Below are 15979 nucleotides of genomic sequence, written 5' to 3'. Positions count from 1 at the left end.
CCGCACGCCCCGCGGCGTGCGGCGGTCCCGGAGCCCTCAGGCGCCGAAGCGCGCCGGCAGGGTCGCGGAGTGCGCCCCGCGCAGCTCGGCGAGGGGCACGGTGAACTGCCCCTGCACGTCCAGGACCGGTTCCTCGCCCTCGGCCGCGTCGGTCACGCCGATGCGCAGGTGCGCCAGGCCGCGGGCGGTGCACATGTCGGTGAACCGCACCTCGTCCTCGCGCGGCACCGCCACGACCGCGCGGCCCGCGGACTCCGAGAACAGCGCCGTGAAGGCGTCGAGGCCGTCGCGCTCGCACAGCTCGTCCAGCCACACGCGCGCCCCCACGCCGAAGCGCAGGCAGCTCTCCACCAGGGCCTGCGCCAGGCCGCCCTCGGACAGGTCGTGCGCGGCGTCCACCAGGCCGTCGCGCGCGCAGTTGACCAGCACGTCCGCCAGCAGCTTCTCGTGCTCGAGGTCCAGCACCGGCGGCAGCCCGCCCAGGTGGCCGTGCTCCGCCCACGCCCACTCCGAGCCGCCCAGCTCGTCGCGGGTCGCACCCAGCAGGTAGACGTTCTGGCCGGCCTCGCGCCACCCCGAGCAGGTGCGGCGCGAGACGTCGTCGAGCACGCCCAGCACGCCGATCACCGGGGTCGGCAGGACCGCCGAGTCCAGGCCGGCGTCACCGGTCTGGTTGTACAGCGACACGTTGCCGCCCGTGACGGGCACGCCCAGCGCCTCGCACGCCTCGGCCAGACCCTGCACGGCCTCCGCGAACTGCCACATGACGCCCGGGTCCTCCGGGGAGCCGAAGTTCAGGCAGTCCGTCACCGCCAGCGGCCTCGCACCGGTGGTGGCGACGTTGCGGTACGCCTCCGCCAGCGACAGCTGCGCACCGGTGCGCGGGTCCAGCTTCGCGTAGCGGCCGTTGCCGTCCAGGCTCAGCGCCACGCCCAGCCCGGTGCTCTCGTCCACGCGCACCACACCGGCGTCGTCGGGCATCGCCAGGGTCGTGTTGCCCAGCACGTAGCGGTCGTACTGGTCGGTCACCCACGCCCGCGAGCACAGGTTCGGGGAGGCGACCATGCGCAGCAGCGTGGCCCGCAGCTCGTCCCCGCCCGCCGGGCGCGGCAGCCGCTGCGCCGTCGGGGCGTCGGCCTGCAGCGCGTCCTGGGACTGCGGGCGCGCGTACGGGCGCTGGTACACCGGGCCCTCGTGGGCCACGGTGCGCGGCGGCACGTCCACGACCGTCTCGCCGTGCCACTGCACCACGAGGTGGTCGCCGTCGGTGACCTCGCCGAGCACGGCTGCCTCGACGTCCCACCGTGCGGTCACGCGCAGGAACTCGTCGATGTTGGCCGGGGTGACCACGGCCATCATGCGCTCCTGCGACTCGCTCATGAGGATCTCCTCCGGCGAGAGCGAGGGGTCGCGCAGCGGCACCCGGTCCAGGTGGATCAGCATGCCGCCGTCGCCGGCGCTGGCCAGCTCGCTGGTCGCGCACGACAGGCCCGCGCCGCCGAGGTCCTGGATGCCCTCGACCAGGCCGGCGTGGAAGAGCTCCAGGCAGCACTCGATGAGCACCTTCTCCTGGAACGGGTCCCCCACCTGCACCGCGGGGCGCTTGCTGGGGCCGCCGGCCTCGAAGGTCTCGCTGGCCAGCACGGAGACGCCCCCGATGCCGTCGCCGCCCGTGCGGGCGCCGAAGAGCACCACGAGGTTGCCCACGCCGCGCGCGTTCGCCAGGTGCAGGTCCTCGTGCCTGAGTGCCCCCACGCACAGCGCGTTGACGAGCGGGTTGCCCTGGTAGCTGGGGTCGAAGACGACCTCCCCGCCGATGTTGGGCAGGCCGATGCAGTTGCCGTAGCCGCCCACGCCCGAGACGACGCCGGGCACCACGCGAGCGGTGTCCGGGTGGTCGATCGCCCCGAAGCGCAGCGAGTCCATGACGGCGATCGGGCGCGCGCCCATCGCCATGATGTCGCGGATGATGCCGCCCACGCCGGTGGCCGCGCCCTGGTAGGGCTCGACGTAGCTGGGGTGGTTGTGGCTCTCCACCTTGAACGTCACGGCCCAGCCGTCACCGATGTCCACGACGCCGGCGTTCTCGCCGATGCCCACCATGAGGGACTTCTTCATCTCGTCGGTGGTGTGCTCGCCGAAGGTGCGCAGGTGCACCTTCGAGGACTTGTAGGAGCAGTGCTCGCTCCACATCACCGAGTACATCGCCAGCTCCGCGCCCGTGGGGCGCCGGCCGAGGATCTCGCGGATGCGCTCGTACTCGTCGGCCTTCAGGCCCAGCTCGGCCCACGGCTGCGCGTGCTCCGGCGTGGCGCCGGCGCGCTGGACGGTGTCCAGGGCGCGCGCGGTCGGCGCGGTCGGGGCGCTCACGCGCCCACCGCCGCGAGACCCGCGGTCAGGACGGAGGTGAACAGCCCGAGCCCGTCGGTGCCCGGGCCGTAGCCCTCCTCCACCGCGTGCTCCGGGTGCGGCATGAGGCCCACCACGTTGCCGCGCTCGTTGGCGATGCCGGCGATGTCGCGCAGCGAGCCGTTGGGGTTGCCGCCCAGGTAGCGGAAGACCACGAGGCCCTCGCCCTCCAGCCGGTCGAGCGTCTCGGCGTCGGCGACGAAGCCGCCCTCGCCGTTCTTCAGCGGCACCGTGATTTCGGCGCCCGCCTCGAAGGCGGACGTCCACGCCGTCGCGGTGGACTCCACGCGCAGGCGCTGGTCCTTGCAGACGAACTTCTGGTGGTCGTTGCGCACCAGGGCACCGGGCAGCAGGTGCGACTCGCACAGCACCTGGAAGCCGTTGCAGATGCCCAGCACGGGCAGGCCGCGCCGGGCACCGGCGACGACCTCGCCCATCACGGGCGCGAAGCTGGCGATGGCCCCGCAGCGCAGGTAGTCGCCGTAGGAGAAGCCGCCGGGCAGCACGACCGCGTCCACGCCGCGCAGGTCCGCGTCGGCGTGCCAGAGGGTCACCGGCTCGGCACCGGCCAGGCGCACCGCGCGGCGGGCGTCGCCGTCGTCCAGGGAGCCGGGGAAGGTGACGACGCCGACCTTCACGCGGTCACCTCCTCCGCGGCCCGCACCGAGACGACGTCCTCGATGACCGGGTTGGACAGCAGCTTCTCGGCCGCGGCGCGGGCCTGCTCGAGGACCTCCGGGGTGACCTCCCCCTCGACCTCCAGCTCGAACCGCTTGCCCTGGCGGACGCCGGTGAAGGCGTCGAAGCCCAGGCGGGGCAGGGCGCCGACGACGGCCTTGCCCTGGGGGTCGAGGATCTCGGGTTTCGGCATGACGTCGATGACGACGCGGCCCATGCGCGGCGCTCCTTCGTGGGCGTACGCCCAGCAGGGGGGGGAGGGGATCGGCAGCCCCAGGTTACCGCCCGCCGGAGGGCCCTCGCCCCGGCTCGTCCCCGGCGGTCGGCAGCGGGAGGCGGTCGTCCTCCACGTCCCAGCCGGCGAGCGCGTGCGCCAGGCCGCGGTGCCCGCGGGTGGTCCACACCGCGACCGCGGCGGCCACGGCGAGCGCGGCGGCCAGCGAGGAGGCCGTCCCGGGGCCGGAGGTGTTCAGCAGGTGGAAGCCGCCCGCCCCCACCAGCCAGCGCAGCACCGCGCGCGCGGGCCGCAGCGGACCGCGCGGGCGCAGCCGCACCACCGCCTCGCCGGGGGTGCGGCCGGTGCTAAGCAGGTGCACCAGCAGGACCGCCGCCGGCAGCAGGGTCGCCAGCAGCAGCAGCACCGCGCGGTCCGCGGCCGGCGGCACGCGCAGGCCCGCGCCGACGGCGAGCGCGCGCCAGGTGAACGCGGCAGCCAGCCCACCCCCGGTCAGCAGCACCACGTCGCTGGCCATGCCCAGCAGGCGGCGCCAGGCCGTGACCGGGCGCGGCGCCTCCGGGTCCTGGGCGCCCTGCCCCGGCAGCAGCCGCAGCAGCGGGGCCAGCAGCGCCCCGAGCAGGGCGCCGGCGGTGTTGGCGAGCAGGTCGTCCACGTCGAAGACGCGGTAGGCGCACGGGTACAGGGACCACACGCCGGTCAGCTGGGTCAGCTCCACCAGCCCCGAGACCGCCAGGCCCGTCAGCGCGGCGCCGGCCACCCCGCGCCGCGTCAGGTGCCGCACGAACGCCCCCAGCGGCACGACCAGCGCGACGTTGAAGGCGAACTGCTGCACGGCCGCGTTGGCGACCACGTCCGCGGGGGTGCGCAGGCCCAGGCGGACCGCGTCGGCGAGGAAGCGCCCCGGCTGCAGCTGCGGGTCCCGCCCGCCGTCCACGCACAGGCCCGCGCCGCTCGCCGGCAGCGGCAGGAGCGTGTAGGCGACGACCGCCAGGGCGTGCACCAGCACCGCCAGCGCCAGCAGGGCGGGGGCCGGCCCGACGGTGCCGCGGCGGCGGAACTGCACGGCCACGTACGGCACGAACAGCGCCGAGGCCAGCAGCACGCCGCCGGCGACGGCGACCACGGCGGGCATCAGCAGGCGGTTCACGGGCGTCCCCGCCCCTGGCGGGTGGCGGCGCGGCGGGTGGTCGGGCGCACGCCCCCAGACTGGCGCAGGGCTCCCGCCCGGTCGCGCCGGCGGGAACCACCCGTCCGGCCCCGGGGACGGTCCGCGCACGCCCGCGCGGCGGTACCGTGCGCTCACCCGCGCGGGGCGCGGGAGGGACCGAGGAGCTGCCGTGACCACCATCATGGACGTCGCCGCGGCCGCGGGGGTCTCCGCGAGCACGGTGTCGTACGTGCTCAGCGGCAAGCGCACCATCTCCGCCGCCACCCGCTCGCGCGTCGAGCGGGCCATCGAGGACCTGGGCTACCGGCCGCACGCCGGTGCGCGGGCGCTGGCCTCGAACCGCACGAACGTCGTCGGCCTCGTCGCACCGCTGCGCGAGGACGTCAACGTCAACGTCATCATGCAGTTCGTGCGGTCGGTGACGACCACCGCGCGCCACCACGACCTGGACGTGCTGCTGCTGACGCAGGAGGAGGACGCGGGCCTGCGCCGCGTCAGCAGCGGCTCCCTGGTCGACGGGCTGCTGGTGATGGACATCGAGGCCGACGACCCGCGCGTGGACGTCCTGACGTCGCTGGACCGCCCCACGGTCCTCATCGGGGTGCCCGACGACCCCAGGGGCCTGAGCTGCGTGGACTTCGACTTCGCGGGGGCGGCGCGGGCGGCCGTGGGGCACCTGACGTCCCTGGGGCACCGGCGGATCGCGGTGCTGGCCTCGCCGCCGCGCTCGCTGACCCGGCACGCCGGGTACGCGGAGCGGGTGCGCGACGGGTTCCGCGAGGCGGTGCGCGCGGCCGGCGCCGAGGGCGCCTACCAGCCGTGCGAGCCGGGCGCGGAGGGCGTGCGGCGCAGCCTGGCAGCCGTGCGCTCGGAACTGCCCGGGGTCAGCGCCCTCGTCGTGCACAACGAGGCGGCGCTGCCGTCCCTGCTGGCGGTGCTGGCCGAGGAGGGGCTGGACGTGCCCGGCGACGTCTCGGTGGTCACCATCGCGGCCAGCGAGGGCGCGAACCTGCTGCGGCCGCTGACGTCGCTGGACATCCCCGCCCTGGACGTGGGGCGCATCGCGGTGGAGATGCTGGTGGCCCGCATCGGCGGCGAGCGGACCGCCGAGACGCGACTGCTGGCGGCGCCGCTGGCGGACCGCGGCACCACGGCGGCCCCCCGCGGCTGAGCCGCGGGGCGCCGGGGTCGTGCGGGGTCGTGCGGGGTCGCCGGTCCCGGGCGGCTCAGCCCTTGACGGCGCCGATCATGACGCCGGAGGCGAAGTGCCGCTGCACCCACGGGTAGACCATCAGCACCGGCACGATCGCGATGACCACGACGGCCATCTGCACCGCGAGGCTCGCCACCTGACCGGAGCCCACGTCCACGCTGCCGGGGACGTCGACGCCCTGCAGGACGAAGGACCGCAGCACCACCTGCAGGGGCTGCTTGGTGGAGTCGTTGATGTACAGCGTGGCCTGGAAGAACGCGTTCCAGTACCCGACGGCGTAGAACAGCGCGATGACGGCCGTGACGGCCTTGGACATCGGCAGGACGATCTGCGCGAGGATCCGCCAGTCGCCGGCGCCGTCGATCCGCGCGGAGTCGATGAGCGAGCCGTCGATGCCCATGAAGAACCCGCGCAGGATGAGGATGTTGAACGCGGAGACGGCCGTGGGCAGGATCAGCGACCAGTAGCTGTCGATGAGGCCCAGGCTGCTGACCAGCAGGTAGGTGGGGATCATCCCGGCACCGAAGAACATGGTGATGAGCAGGGCGAACAGGATCACCCGGTGCCCGTAGGAGCCGGTGCGCGAGAGCCCGTACGCCCCGAGGACCGACACGACCATGCTCACGGCGGTGCCGACGGTGGTGATGCCCACGCTGACCAGGACCGCGCGGGTGACCACTCCCCCGCTGAGGACCTGCCGGTAGGCGTCCAGGGTCAGCTCCCCGGGCACCAGCACCAGGCCGCCGGCCCGGGTGATGGATGCCTGGGTGGAGAAGCTGGTCAGCACGATCGTGTACAGCGGCACGACGACCGCCGCGCAGATGACGACCAGGGCCAGGCCCTTCAGGCCCTTGCCGACGGGGGTGGGCTCCTCGTCCCACACCGGGCGGGAGGAGCGGCTGCGCTGCACCTGGTCGGCGGGGACGGGACCGACGCCGTTGACGTCGGTGTCCAGCGGGCGGTCCGGGCCGCCGCGGTCGATCTGCCTCGTCGCACTCATCGCCTCGAGTACACCCCCTGCTCGCCGAACACGTGCGCGACCTTGTTGGCGGCCAGGACGAGCAGCATGCTCACCAGGCCCTTGACGAGACCGGCGGCCGCGGCGTAGCTCCAGTCGCCGTTGCGCACGCCGCGGTAGTAGACGAACGTGTCCAGGACCTCCGCGACCCCCGCACCGACGGCGTCGCGCTGCAGGATGAGCTGCTCGAACCCGACGGTGAGGGAGTCCCCCAGCCGCAGGATGAGCAGCAGGACGATGACGGGCCGCAGCGCCGGCAGGGTGATGTGCCACATGCGGCGCCAGCGGTTGGCGCCGTCCACCGCGGCCGCCTCGTACAGCGAGGGGTTCACCGCGGCCAGCGCCGCGAGGAACACGATGATGCCCCACCCGGCGTCCTTCCAGATCGCCTGGGACGTGATGAGGAACAGGAACGCGTCCGGGTCGGTGATGACGTCGACACCGTCGAACCCGGCAGCGGCCAGCACCCGGTTCAGCAGCCCGGCGCCGCCGAGGATCTGCTGGAAGATCGAGACGACCAGGACCCAGGAGAAGAAGTGCGGCAGGTACACGATCGACTGCACCGCCACCCGGACCCGCGTGTTGAGCACGCTGTTGAGCAGCAGCGCAAGAGCGATGGGGACGGGGAAGAAGAACACCAGCTGGAACGCGGTGATCGTGAGCGTGTTGCGCACCGCGTCCCAGAACGACGGGTCGGCGAACACGCGCTCGAAGTTCGCCCAGCCGACGAACGGGCTGTTGCGGATCCCGATGAACGGCGAGTAGTCCTGCCACGCCACGACGTTGCCGGCGATCGGGACGTAGGCGAAGACGACCAGCAGCGCCAGCATCGGCAGGCACATGAGGAGCAGGCTGCGGTCCCGGCGCAGGCGGGCGAGGTGTCCCATCCTGTTCCTCGCCGGCCGCGCCTCCCCCGCCGCCCGCGGCGCACCGGGCCGGGGCCCGCCGCGCTTCTCGCGCGGCGGTTCCAGACGGGTTCCCGATGCCACGCTCAGCTCGCCTCGTCGCCGGTGAGGAACTTCTCCCGGTAGGCGCGCAGCTCGTCGCCGCCGCTGTTGCGCCACGTGGTGATGGCATCGTCGAGGGCGCTGATGTCCTTGCGGCCGCGGGCGATGTCCTTGGCGAGGTCGTCGAACGGCTTGCCCAGGGAGCTGTACTGGCTGGGGTCCTGGATCTGCTGACCGTAGAACACCGGCTCGGTGACGTGCGGGGCCTGGCGGGCCATCCACTCGCAGAAGTCGCGCACGTACTGGGGGAACTGGACCTTGGCGTTGACGACGGGCGCGTTGACGAGGAAGCCGTAGGTGCTGGTGACCTCGTTGAGGCCGCGGTCGTTCAGGGTCGGCGCACCGGCCGCGTCGCGCTCGAAGGTGACGCCCTCGACGCCGTAGTTGACGAGCTGGAACTCCTCGGACCCGAAGGGGGAGGCGATGAAGTTCGCGAGGGAGAGCATCTCCTCGATCGCGGCGGTGTCGTCGGTCTTCTTGATGAAGCTGAAGATGCTGACCGGCTGGCCCTTGAACAGGATCGGCTCGCCGCCGTCGGGGCCGAACCAGTCCAGCGGGTGCTGCTCGAACGTGGGGTTGGAGGGCAGCACGCGCGCCAGCGCCTCGTGCCAGCCGCCGAGGCCGTCGTAGGCGATGAGGGTCTGCCCGGCCTCGAAGCGGTCCTTGCCCTGCTGGGTGTTCCCGGCGACGGCGTCGGGGTGCACGGCGCCGGAGGCGAAGAGCTCGCGGTTCCACTCCAGGGCGTTGCGGTACGCCTCGGTCTCGAACCTGCTGAGCAGCTCGCCGTCCTGCAGGTGCCAGTCGGCGCCGGAGCCGAACATCATCTGCGCGCCGTCCCACAGGTCCTCGCAGCCCCAGCGCCGGGCGGACTCGGAGGTGGCGTCCTTGGCGACCTGGAGCAGCTCGTCGGGACTGGTGGGCGCTGCCAGGCCGAGCTGCCCGAAGATGTCGCGCCGGTAGAAGATCGCGTTGCCGACGAGCTCGCCGGGGTAGGGCAGGCCGTAGAGACGGCCGTTGAAGACGCAGTACTTCCAGGCGTCGGTGGGCAGGTTGGCCAGGTTCGGGTACTTCAGGACCTTGTCGCCGGCCAGGTGGTCGGTGAGGTCGGCGAAGAGCGCGGTCACGCCCTGGTCGAAGCGCGGGGGGACGTTCCAGGTGGGGATGACGACCCAGTCGGGCACGTCGTCGGGCGAGGCGAGGACGGCCTGCAGCTTGTCGCCGTAGGTGACGCCGTCGGTGACCTGGAACTCGACGGTGGCGCCGAGCGCCTCGTTGACCGCCTGGTAGTAGGCGTTGCTGTCGAGCCCGGGCGGGGAGGTCCACCAGGCGGGGGTCATCGCGGTGTAGGTGCCGCCGGAGCCGGGCACGCCGTCGACGGCCTTGACCAGGGCGGCGGGCATCGTGGTGTACCCGGGGGTGGAGCCGTCGACGCCGGGGATGTCCGGCTCGACCAGCGTCAGCGGCTGGTACGCCGGCAGGACGGCGGCCAGGTCCGCCTCGGACAGCGGCCCCTCCAGCGGCGGGGCGCCGGCCCCCTCGCTGGAGGTGCACGCCGCGAGGCCGCCGGGCAGGGCCGCGAGCGCCGCGCCGGCGGCGACCGTGCCGAGCACGGAGCGCCGGGCGGGACCGGGCCGGGCGTCGGTGGCCTCCGTCGCGGGGCGGGTGTGCTGGTCCATCGTTGTCCACACTCCTTCATGTCGGACGTCGATCAGCGCGATCTGGTGGTCGCGACCTCGCGACGGGGCCTCGTTGCCGGTCGAAGCGCTTCGATCGATGCCACCGTACGACCGCGACCGGGAGATGACAAGCAACCCCGAAATATTCATCAGATGAGTGGTCGGCAGGTGGTGGCGGCGCGGTTCCCCCGGCACTACGGTGCAAGCGCTTCGACGCGAAAGGGACCCGACGATGACCCTGCCGTTCCGCGACACCCGCCTGCCGCTGCGCGAGCGGGTGGACGACCTGCTGGACCGCCTCACCCCCGGCGAGCGCCTGGCGATGCTGCACCAGCACGCGCCCGCGGTGCCCCGGCTGGGCCTGGGAGCTTTCCGCACCGGCACGGAGGCCGCGCACGGCGTGGCCTGGCTGGGCGCCGCCACGGTGTTCCCGCAGACCGTGGGACTGGCGGCGACGTGGGACCCGGACCTGCTGCGCCGCGTCGGCGGGGCCGTCGGGCGGGAGGTGCGCGCCAAGAAGCTCACCGACCCGGACGTCAGCCTCAACGTGTGGGCACCGGTGGTGAACCCGCTGCGCAACCCGCTGTGGGGCCGCAACGAGGAGGGGTTCAGCGAGGACCCGCACCTGACGGCGGAACTGGCCACCGCCTACGCGGCGGGGCTGCGCGGCGAGCACCCGAGGGTCTGGCAGACGGTGCCCACCCTCAAGCACTTCCTGGCCTACGACGGCGAGCCGTGGCGCGCGACCGCGTCGGTGCAGGTGCGCGAGCGGGTCCTGCACGAGCTGGAACTGCCGGCGTTCCGCGGACCGGTCGAGGCCGGCGTGGTGGGCGCGGCGATGCTCGCCTACAACCTCGTCGACGGGGTGCCGGCGCACGTCAGCCCGCTGGTGCGCGAGCACCTGCGCTCCTGGGCGGGCGACCCCGACGCCCTGGCCGTCGTCACCGACGCCGGGGCGCCGGGCAACCTCGTGCGGCTGGAGCGGTGGGCCGGCGACCTCGCCACCGCCGACTCGGCGGCGGTGCGCGCGGGCGTGGACTCCTTCACCGACGACGGCGACGACCCCGGCCCGACCCTGCGGGCGCTGCGCACGGCGCTGGAGCGCGGCGAGCTGGAGCAGGCCGACGTCGACGCGGCCGTGCGGCGGCTGCTGACGCTGCGCGCCCGCACCGGGGAGTTCGACGAGGACGCCCCCGGCGAGCAGCGCCCGTACGGCGACGTGCGCACCGACGACGTCGGGTGCGCCGCGCACGTGGCGCTGGCCCGGGAGGCCGCCGCGGCGGGCGTGGTGCTGCTGCGCGACCGCGGCGGCTCGCTCCCGCTCCCAGCCAGCGGGACGGTGGCCGTGGTGGGACCGCTGGCCGACACCGTCCTGACCGACTGGTACAGCGGCACCCCCACGGCGGCGACCGGCCTGGCGGCGGCCCTGCGCGAGCGCCTGGGGGCCCAGCGGGTGCTCGTGGCCGACGGCAGCGACCGCGTCAGCCTGCGGCACACGGCCTCCGGCCGGTACGTCACCGCCGCCGGGGACGGCGCCCTGCTGGCCGGCGCGGGCGCGGCCGGCGAGGACGCCCGCTTCGACGTCACGGAGTGGGCCGACGGCGTGGTGACGCTGCGGCACGCGGCCACGGGCCGGCTGGTGACCCGCGGGGAGGCCTCCCTGGCCGCCACCGCCGAGCGCGTGGGCGGCTGGGTGGTGCAGGAGACCTTCCGCACGCACGCCGACGGCGGGACCCTCGCGCTGCGACACGAGGGCACCGGCCGCTGGGTCGTGGTGGACCCCACCACCGGGGCGCTGTCCCCGGAGGCGGCCGACCGCGACGGAGCCGCCCGTTTCGTCGTGCGCACCCACCGCAGCGGCACCGAGGTCGCCGCCGGGACCGCCGCGGCCGCCGACCGGGTGCTCGTCGTGGTCGGCAACGACCCGCACGTCGGCGGGCGCGAGACGCAGGACCGCGCGAGCCTGGCGCTGCCGCACGCGGCCACCGAACTGGTGCGGGCGGTGCGGGAGGTGGCGCCCGGTTGCGTCCTGGTGCTGGTGTCCTCCTACCCGTACGCGCTCGGCGGGCTGGCCGACGAGGTCGGGTCGCTGGTGTGGTCCAGCCACGCCGGGCAGGAGCTGGGGCACGGACTGGCCGACGTGCTGCTCGGGGACGCGGAACCCTCCGGCCGGCTGCCCCAGACGTGGTACCGCGACGACGCGGACCTGCCGGACGCCGTGGACCACGACGACATCACCCGCCGCGCCGGGTACGCGTGGGGCGAGCGCGGGGTGCTGTTCCCGCTCGGCCACGGCCTCGGGTACGGCTCGGTGGGCTACCGGCGCGCGCACGCCGACCGGGCCACCGCCCGGGCGGGCCAGGAGGTCGCGGTGAGCGTCGAGCTCGTCAACGACGGCGAGCGGCCGGTCGTGGAACTGGTGCAGGTGTACGCGACCGCGCCGGGGCTGGCGGTGCCGTTCCCGCGCCGCCGGTTGCTGGCGCACCGGCGGGTCCGCGTGGAACCCCGCTCGAGCGCCACGGCGGTCCTCGACGTGGCGGTGGACCGGCTGGCGGTGCGGGACGTGGCGCGCGAGCGCACGGCCGTGCTGCCGGGCGCGTACCACCTGCTGGTGGGGTCGTCCGCCGAGGACGTGCGCGCGGAACTCCCGCTGGTGGTCGAGGGCGAACCGCTGCCGCCGCGGGAGCCGGTGCGGGCGGCCGCGTTCGACGCCGGTGAAGGCGTGGAGCTGGTCCCGCGGGACGGGTCGGGCCGCACGGTGGTCCGGGCCGCGCTGCCCGGCTGGGGCGCTCGGCTGGAGTTCACCGGGTGCGCCGCGGCCGGGGTCGCGGCGCTGCGCTGCTGCGCGCGCGGTGAGCGCACCGGCGAGGAGCTGCTGGTCCAGGTGCGCGGCGCGTCCGGGGCGTGGCTGCCGGCGGGGCGCGCCGCGCTGCCGGCGGGTTCGTGGGCGGACGTGGAGGTGCCGCTGCAGCTGCCCGCGGGTGAGCGCGCGGACCTGCGCCTGGTGCTGCCCGCGGGCGCGCTGGTCGACGAGCTGGAACTCGTGCGCGGCGCTCCCCGCTGACCCCCCGGAGCGCCACCCGCCCCGGCTGCTGCGCGAACCGGGCCCCGACGCGGGAGCCCTGCACCGGGCAGCGCCTGGTACAACGGCACCGTCGCACCGGCGAGCGCCGTTGGAGGATCTGCTGTGGCGGGGTACCCGGTGGGTGAGCCGTACGAGCGGGGGCTGCTGGACGTCGGCGACGGGCACCGGGTGTCCTGGACGGTCAGCGGCAACCCTGCCGGGAAACCCGTGGTGGTCGTGCACGGCGGGCCCGGTGGGCGGGCCACACCGCACTGGCGCAGCTACCTGGACCCGGCCCGCTACCGCGTCGTGCAGTTCGACCAGCGCGGCTGCGGGCTCAGCACCCCCTCCGCGTCCGAGGACGTGGTGGACCTGTCGGCCAACACCACCGCCCACCTGGTCGCCGACGTCGAGCAGCTGCGCGAGCACCTGGGCATCCAGCGCTGGATGGTGCTGGGCGCCTCCTGGGGCAGCACGCTGGGCCTGGCCTACGCGCAGGTGCACCCGCAGCGCGTCAGCGAGGTGGTCCTGTTCGCCGTGGCCACGACCACCCGGCGCGAGATCGAGTGGATCACCCGCGACATGGGCCGCGTCTTCCCCCGCGAGTGGGAGGCGTTCCGCGACGCGGTGCCGGCCGCCGAACGCGAGGGGAACCTGCCGGCGGCGTACAGCCGGCTGCTGCGCTCCCCCGATCCCGAGGTCCGCCAGAGGGCCGCGGCGGCCTGGTGCGCCTGGGAGGACGTGCACGTCTCCCTCGCGCCCGGCCACCGGCCCGACCCCCGCTACGCCGATCCCGCCTTCCGGCTGGCGTTCGCCCGGCTGGTCACCCACTACTGGGCCCACGACGGTTTCCTGGCCGACCTGCTGCCCGACGGCTCCCTGCTGGCGGGCGCGCACCACCTGGCCGGTGTCCCCGCCGTCCTGGTCCACGGCCGCCTGGACGTTTCCAGCCCCCTGGACACCGCCTGGCAGCTGCACCGGGCCTGGCCCGGCAGCCGGCTGGTCGTGCTGGAGGGCGACGGTCACGGCGGCGCCGGCTTCACCGAGCACGTCGTCGCCGCCACCGACCGCTTCGCCCGCACCCCGGGCTGAGCGGTCACCGCGACCGCGCACCAGGACGGGTCCTCCGACGGGTTGACGCTCGCTGTGCGTCTGCCTAGAGTCCGGAGCACCCGCTTCCGGAACTCTTCCGGAACTCTGGCGATGAAGCCGAGGAGAGACGCATGCGTCGAGCACGCACCCCCCGCACCTCCTTCCGGGCCTCCCGGATCACCACCACCCTCGTGGCCGCCCCGCTGACCCTGGCGGCGCTCGCCGCCCCGGCGGTCGCCGCACCCGCGCCGGCCGCCGGGGAGAAGACCACCCAGCGCGCGGAGGGCGCCGGCCACCACGGCCGCGACACCCTGCGCGGCGCCGCCCCGAAGGGGTTCTTCATCGGCACCGCGGTCGCCGGCGGCGGCCACCACGCCGAGCAGCCCTACGCCGACCCCTTCGCGTACGACGTCGAGTACCGCGAGCGCATGGCGCGCGAGTTCAACTCGCTGTCGGCGGAGAACCAGATGAAGTGGGAGTACATCCACCCCACCCGCGACTACTACAACTTCTACCCGGCCGATGCGATCGTGCGCTACGCCCAGGAGAACCGCCAGGTCGTGCGCGGGCACACCCTGCTGTGGCACAGCCAGAACCCCGCCTGGCTGGAGGAGGGCGACTTCTCGGACGAGGAGCTGCGCGAGATCCTCCACGAGCACATCACGAAGGTGGTCGGCCGCTACGCGGGCCGCATCCAGCAGTGGGACGTCGCCAACGAGATCTTCGACGAGAACGGCGAGTACCGCGAGGAGAACATCTGGATCCGCGAGCTGGGTCCGGGGATCGTCGCCGACGCCTTCCGCTGGGCCCACGAGGCCGACCCGCGCGCGAAGCTGTTCTTCAACGACTACGGGGTGGAGAGCGTCAACGCGAAGAGCAACGCCTACTACGAGCTGATCCAGGAGCTCAAGGCCGACGGCGTGCCGGTCCACGGTTTCGCCCCCCAGAGCCACCTGAGCACCCGCTACGGGTTCCCCGGCGACCTGCAGGCGAACCTGCAGCGGTTCGCGGACCTCGGCCTGGAGACCGCCATCACCGAGCTGGACGTGCGCATGGACCTGCCGGAGGGCGGCGAGCCGACCGCCGCCCAGCAGGCGCAGCAGGCCGACTACTACCGCCGCGCCCTCGAGGCGTGCCTGGGCGTGGACACGTGCAACTCCTTCACCATCTGGGGCTTCACCGACGAGTACTCCTGGGTGCCGGTGTTCTTCCCCTCGGAGGGCTCGGCCACCGTCATGACGGAGGACTACGACCGCAAGCCCGCCTACCACGCGCTCCGGGACACCTTGAGCTCCGTGCGAGGCAAGCGCTGAGGCACGGGCGCTGAGCGCGGGTGCGCCCCGGACGGCGCCGGACCCGGCTACCGTTCGGGGCGTGCCCGACCCCAGCGCCCGACAGGTGACGATCACCGACATCGCCCGCGAGGCCGGCGTGTCGGTACCCACCGTGTCCCGCGTCGTCAACGGGCGCGACGACGTGTCCGCCGCGACGCGGGAGAGGGTGGGGGCGCTGCTGCGCCACCACGGCTACCGCGTGCAGCGCAGCCCCCGCCGCTCACGGGCCTTCCTGCTGGACCTGGTGTTCGACGACCTCGACTCCCCCTGGGCGGTGGAGATCATCCGGGGGGTGGAGGAGGTCGCCCACGCCGCGGGCGCCGGCACGGTCGTCTCGGCCGTGCACGGGCGCACCTCGTCGGCCGAGGCGTGGCTGCAGAACCTGCACCGGCGCGCCAGCGACGGCGTGCTGCTGGTGACGTCCGACCTGCAGCAGGACCTGGGTCCGCTCCTGCGCGAGAGCTCCGTGCCGCTGGTGGTGGTCGACCCCGCCGGGCTGCCGCCCGCGGGCGTGCCCTCCGTGGGTGCCACGAACTGGGCCGGCGGCGTGGCGGCCGCCGAGCACCTCGTGCAGCTGGGGCACCGGCGCATCGCCCACCTGGGCGGCCCGGCCCACCTGCTGTGCAGCCGCGCGCGGCTGGACGGGCACCGCGCGGGCATGGAGGCGGCCGGCCTGGTGCTCGAGGACGAGCTGGTGCGCGAGGGCGACTTCCGGCAGGCGTCGGGCCTGCGCGAGGCGCAGGCGCTGCTGGACCTCGCCGACCCGCCGACGGCGGTGTTCGCCGCGAGCGACCAGATGGCCCTGGGCGTGTACGAGGCGGTGCGGCGGCGCGGGCTGCGGGTGCCGGAGGACCTGAGCGTGGTGGGCTTCGACGACCTGGACCTGGCCACGTGGGCCTCGCCTCCGCTGACCACGGTGCGCCAGCCGCTCGCGGAGATGGGCGCCGCCGCCGCCCGCACGCTGCTGGACACGGCCGACGGCCGGGAGGTGCCGCACCCGCGGGTCGAGCTGGCCACCGCGCTGGTGGTGCGCTCCTCGACGGCCCCGCCCCAGCACCCCCGCGCGAATACGTAGGGTGATT

Annotated in this window: 12 protein-coding genes; 5 read left to right on the top strand and 7 right to left on the bottom strand. The window is 74.6% G+C overall.

All coding sequences use genetic code 11. The features are described 5' to 3' along the window. Positions 1-36: 36 nt before the first annotated feature. The 4 genes from purL to ACRYR8_RS14855 form a co-directional block, all read right to left on the bottom strand. On the bottom strand, positions 37-2370 hold the full coding sequence (gene purL, locus ACRYR8_RS14870) for a phosphoribosylformylglycinamidine synthase subunit PurL (RefSeq protein WP_432484988.1): 2334 nt from the start codon (positions 2368-2370) through the stop codon (positions 37-39). After that, positions 2367-3047: a phosphoribosylformylglycinamidine synthase subunit PurQ gene (gene purQ / locus ACRYR8_RS14865; protein WP_432484990.1), complete on the bottom strand. Its 681-nt coding sequence runs from the start codon at positions 3045-3047 to the stop codon at positions 2367-2369. Before purQ ends, purL begins: the two co-directional genes overlap by 4 nt. Further along, positions 3044-3304, bottom strand: coding sequence for a phosphoribosylformylglycinamidine synthase subunit PurS (purS, locus tag ACRYR8_RS14860; protein ID WP_432484992.1), 261 nt, complete (start codon positions 3302-3304; stop codon positions 3044-3046). The genes purQ and purS overlap by 4 nt, the downstream gene beginning before the upstream one ends. A 61-nt stretch (positions 3305-3365) precedes the next feature. Next, positions 3366-4472 carry a VanZ family protein gene (locus ACRYR8_RS14855; protein ID WP_432484994.1) on the bottom strand — a complete coding sequence of 369 codons (1107 nt, stop codon included), beginning with the start codon at positions 4470-4472 and terminating at the stop codon, positions 3366-3368. A gap of 190 nt (positions 4473-4662) precedes the next feature. Between ACRYR8_RS14855 and ACRYR8_RS14850 the strand changes: the two genes are divergently transcribed. Next, positions 4663-5664 carry a LacI family DNA-binding transcriptional regulator gene (locus tag ACRYR8_RS14850; RefSeq protein ID WP_432485319.1) on the top strand — a complete coding sequence of 334 codons (1002 nt, stop codon included), beginning with the start codon at positions 4663-4665 and terminating at the stop codon, positions 5662-5664. Between the two features lie 55 nt (positions 5665-5719). Here the strand turns inward: ACRYR8_RS14850 and ACRYR8_RS14845 are convergent, their stop codons facing one another. The 3 genes from ACRYR8_RS14845 to ACRYR8_RS14835 form a co-directional block, all read right to left on the bottom strand. After that, positions 5720-6706: a carbohydrate ABC transporter permease gene (locus ACRYR8_RS14845; RefSeq protein ID WP_432484998.1), complete on the bottom strand. Its 987-nt coding sequence runs from the start codon at positions 6704-6706 to the stop codon at positions 5720-5722. Then, positions 6703-7611: an ABC transporter permease gene (locus ACRYR8_RS14840; protein ID WP_432485000.1), complete on the bottom strand. Its 909-nt coding sequence runs from the start codon at positions 7609-7611 to the stop codon at positions 6703-6705. The genes ACRYR8_RS14845 and ACRYR8_RS14840 overlap by 4 nt, the downstream gene beginning before the upstream one ends. Before the next feature lie 104 nt (positions 7612-7715). After that, complete coding sequence (locus ACRYR8_RS14835) at positions 7716-9407, bottom strand: extracellular solute-binding protein (RefSeq protein ID WP_432485002.1); 1692 nt, start codon at positions 9405-9407, stop codon at positions 7716-7718. 232 nt (positions 9408-9639) lie between these two features. Here ACRYR8_RS14835 and ACRYR8_RS14830 point away from each other — a divergent pair, with 232 nt between their 5' ends. From ACRYR8_RS14830 to ACRYR8_RS14815, 4 genes are all read left to right on the top strand, one after another. Continuing rightward, positions 9640-12471 carry a glycoside hydrolase family 3 C-terminal domain-containing protein gene (locus tag ACRYR8_RS14830; protein WP_432485004.1) on the top strand — a complete coding sequence of 944 codons (2832 nt, stop codon included), beginning with the start codon at positions 9640-9642 and terminating at the stop codon, positions 12469-12471. A gap of 123 nt (positions 12472-12594) precedes the next feature. After that, positions 12595-13563, top strand: a complete 969-nt coding sequence (gene pip, locus ACRYR8_RS14825) for a prolyl aminopeptidase (RefSeq protein WP_432485006.1) — start codon at positions 12595-12597, stop codon at positions 13561-13563. Between the two features lie 131 nt (positions 13564-13694). After that, positions 13695-14876: an endo-1,4-beta-xylanase gene (locus ACRYR8_RS14820; RefSeq protein WP_432485008.1), complete on the top strand. Its 1182-nt coding sequence runs from the start codon at positions 13695-13697 to the stop codon at positions 14874-14876. A gap of 61 nt (positions 14877-14937) precedes the next feature. Next, the gene (locus tag ACRYR8_RS14815) at positions 14938-15972 is read left to right on the top strand and encodes a LacI family DNA-binding transcriptional regulator (protein ID WP_432485010.1); all 1035 of its coding nucleotides are present in this window, start codon (positions 14938-14940) and stop codon (positions 15970-15972) included. Positions 15973-15979: the final 7 nt, after the last annotated feature.

The sequence above is a fragment of the Kineococcus esterisolvens genome (genome assembly GCF_050871405.1).
Classification (GTDB): domain Bacteria; phylum Actinomycetota; class Actinomycetes; order Actinomycetales; family Kineococcaceae; genus Kineococcus.
This window is presented reverse-complemented; position numbering and strand designations above follow the sequence as displayed.

Excerpts from the sequence above, each read along its gene's own strand:
- purS (WP_432484992.1), bottom strand. The coding sequence starts at position 3,304 with ATGGGCCGCGTCGTCATCGACGTCATGCCGAAACCCGAGATCCTCGAC.
- ACRYR8_RS14845 (WP_432484998.1), bottom strand. The coding sequence starts at position 6,706 with ATGAGTGCGACGAGGCAGATCGACCGCGGCGGCCCGGACCGCCCGCTG.
- ACRYR8_RS14835 (WP_432485002.1), bottom strand. The coding sequence starts at position 9,407 with ATGGACCAGCACACCCGCCCCGCGACGGAGGCCACCGACGCCCGGCCC.
- ACRYR8_RS14840 (WP_432485000.1), bottom strand. The coding sequence starts at position 7,611 with ATGGGACACCTCGCCCGCCTGCGCCGGGACCGCAGCCTGCTCCTCATG.
- ACRYR8_RS14820 (WP_432485008.1), top strand. The coding sequence starts at position 13,695 with ATGCGTCGAGCACGCACCCCCCGCACCTCCTTCCGGGCCTCCCGGATC.
- ACRYR8_RS14830 (WP_432485004.1), top strand. The coding sequence starts at position 9,640 with ATGACCCTGCCGTTCCGCGACACCCGCCTGCCGCTGCGCGAGCGGGTG.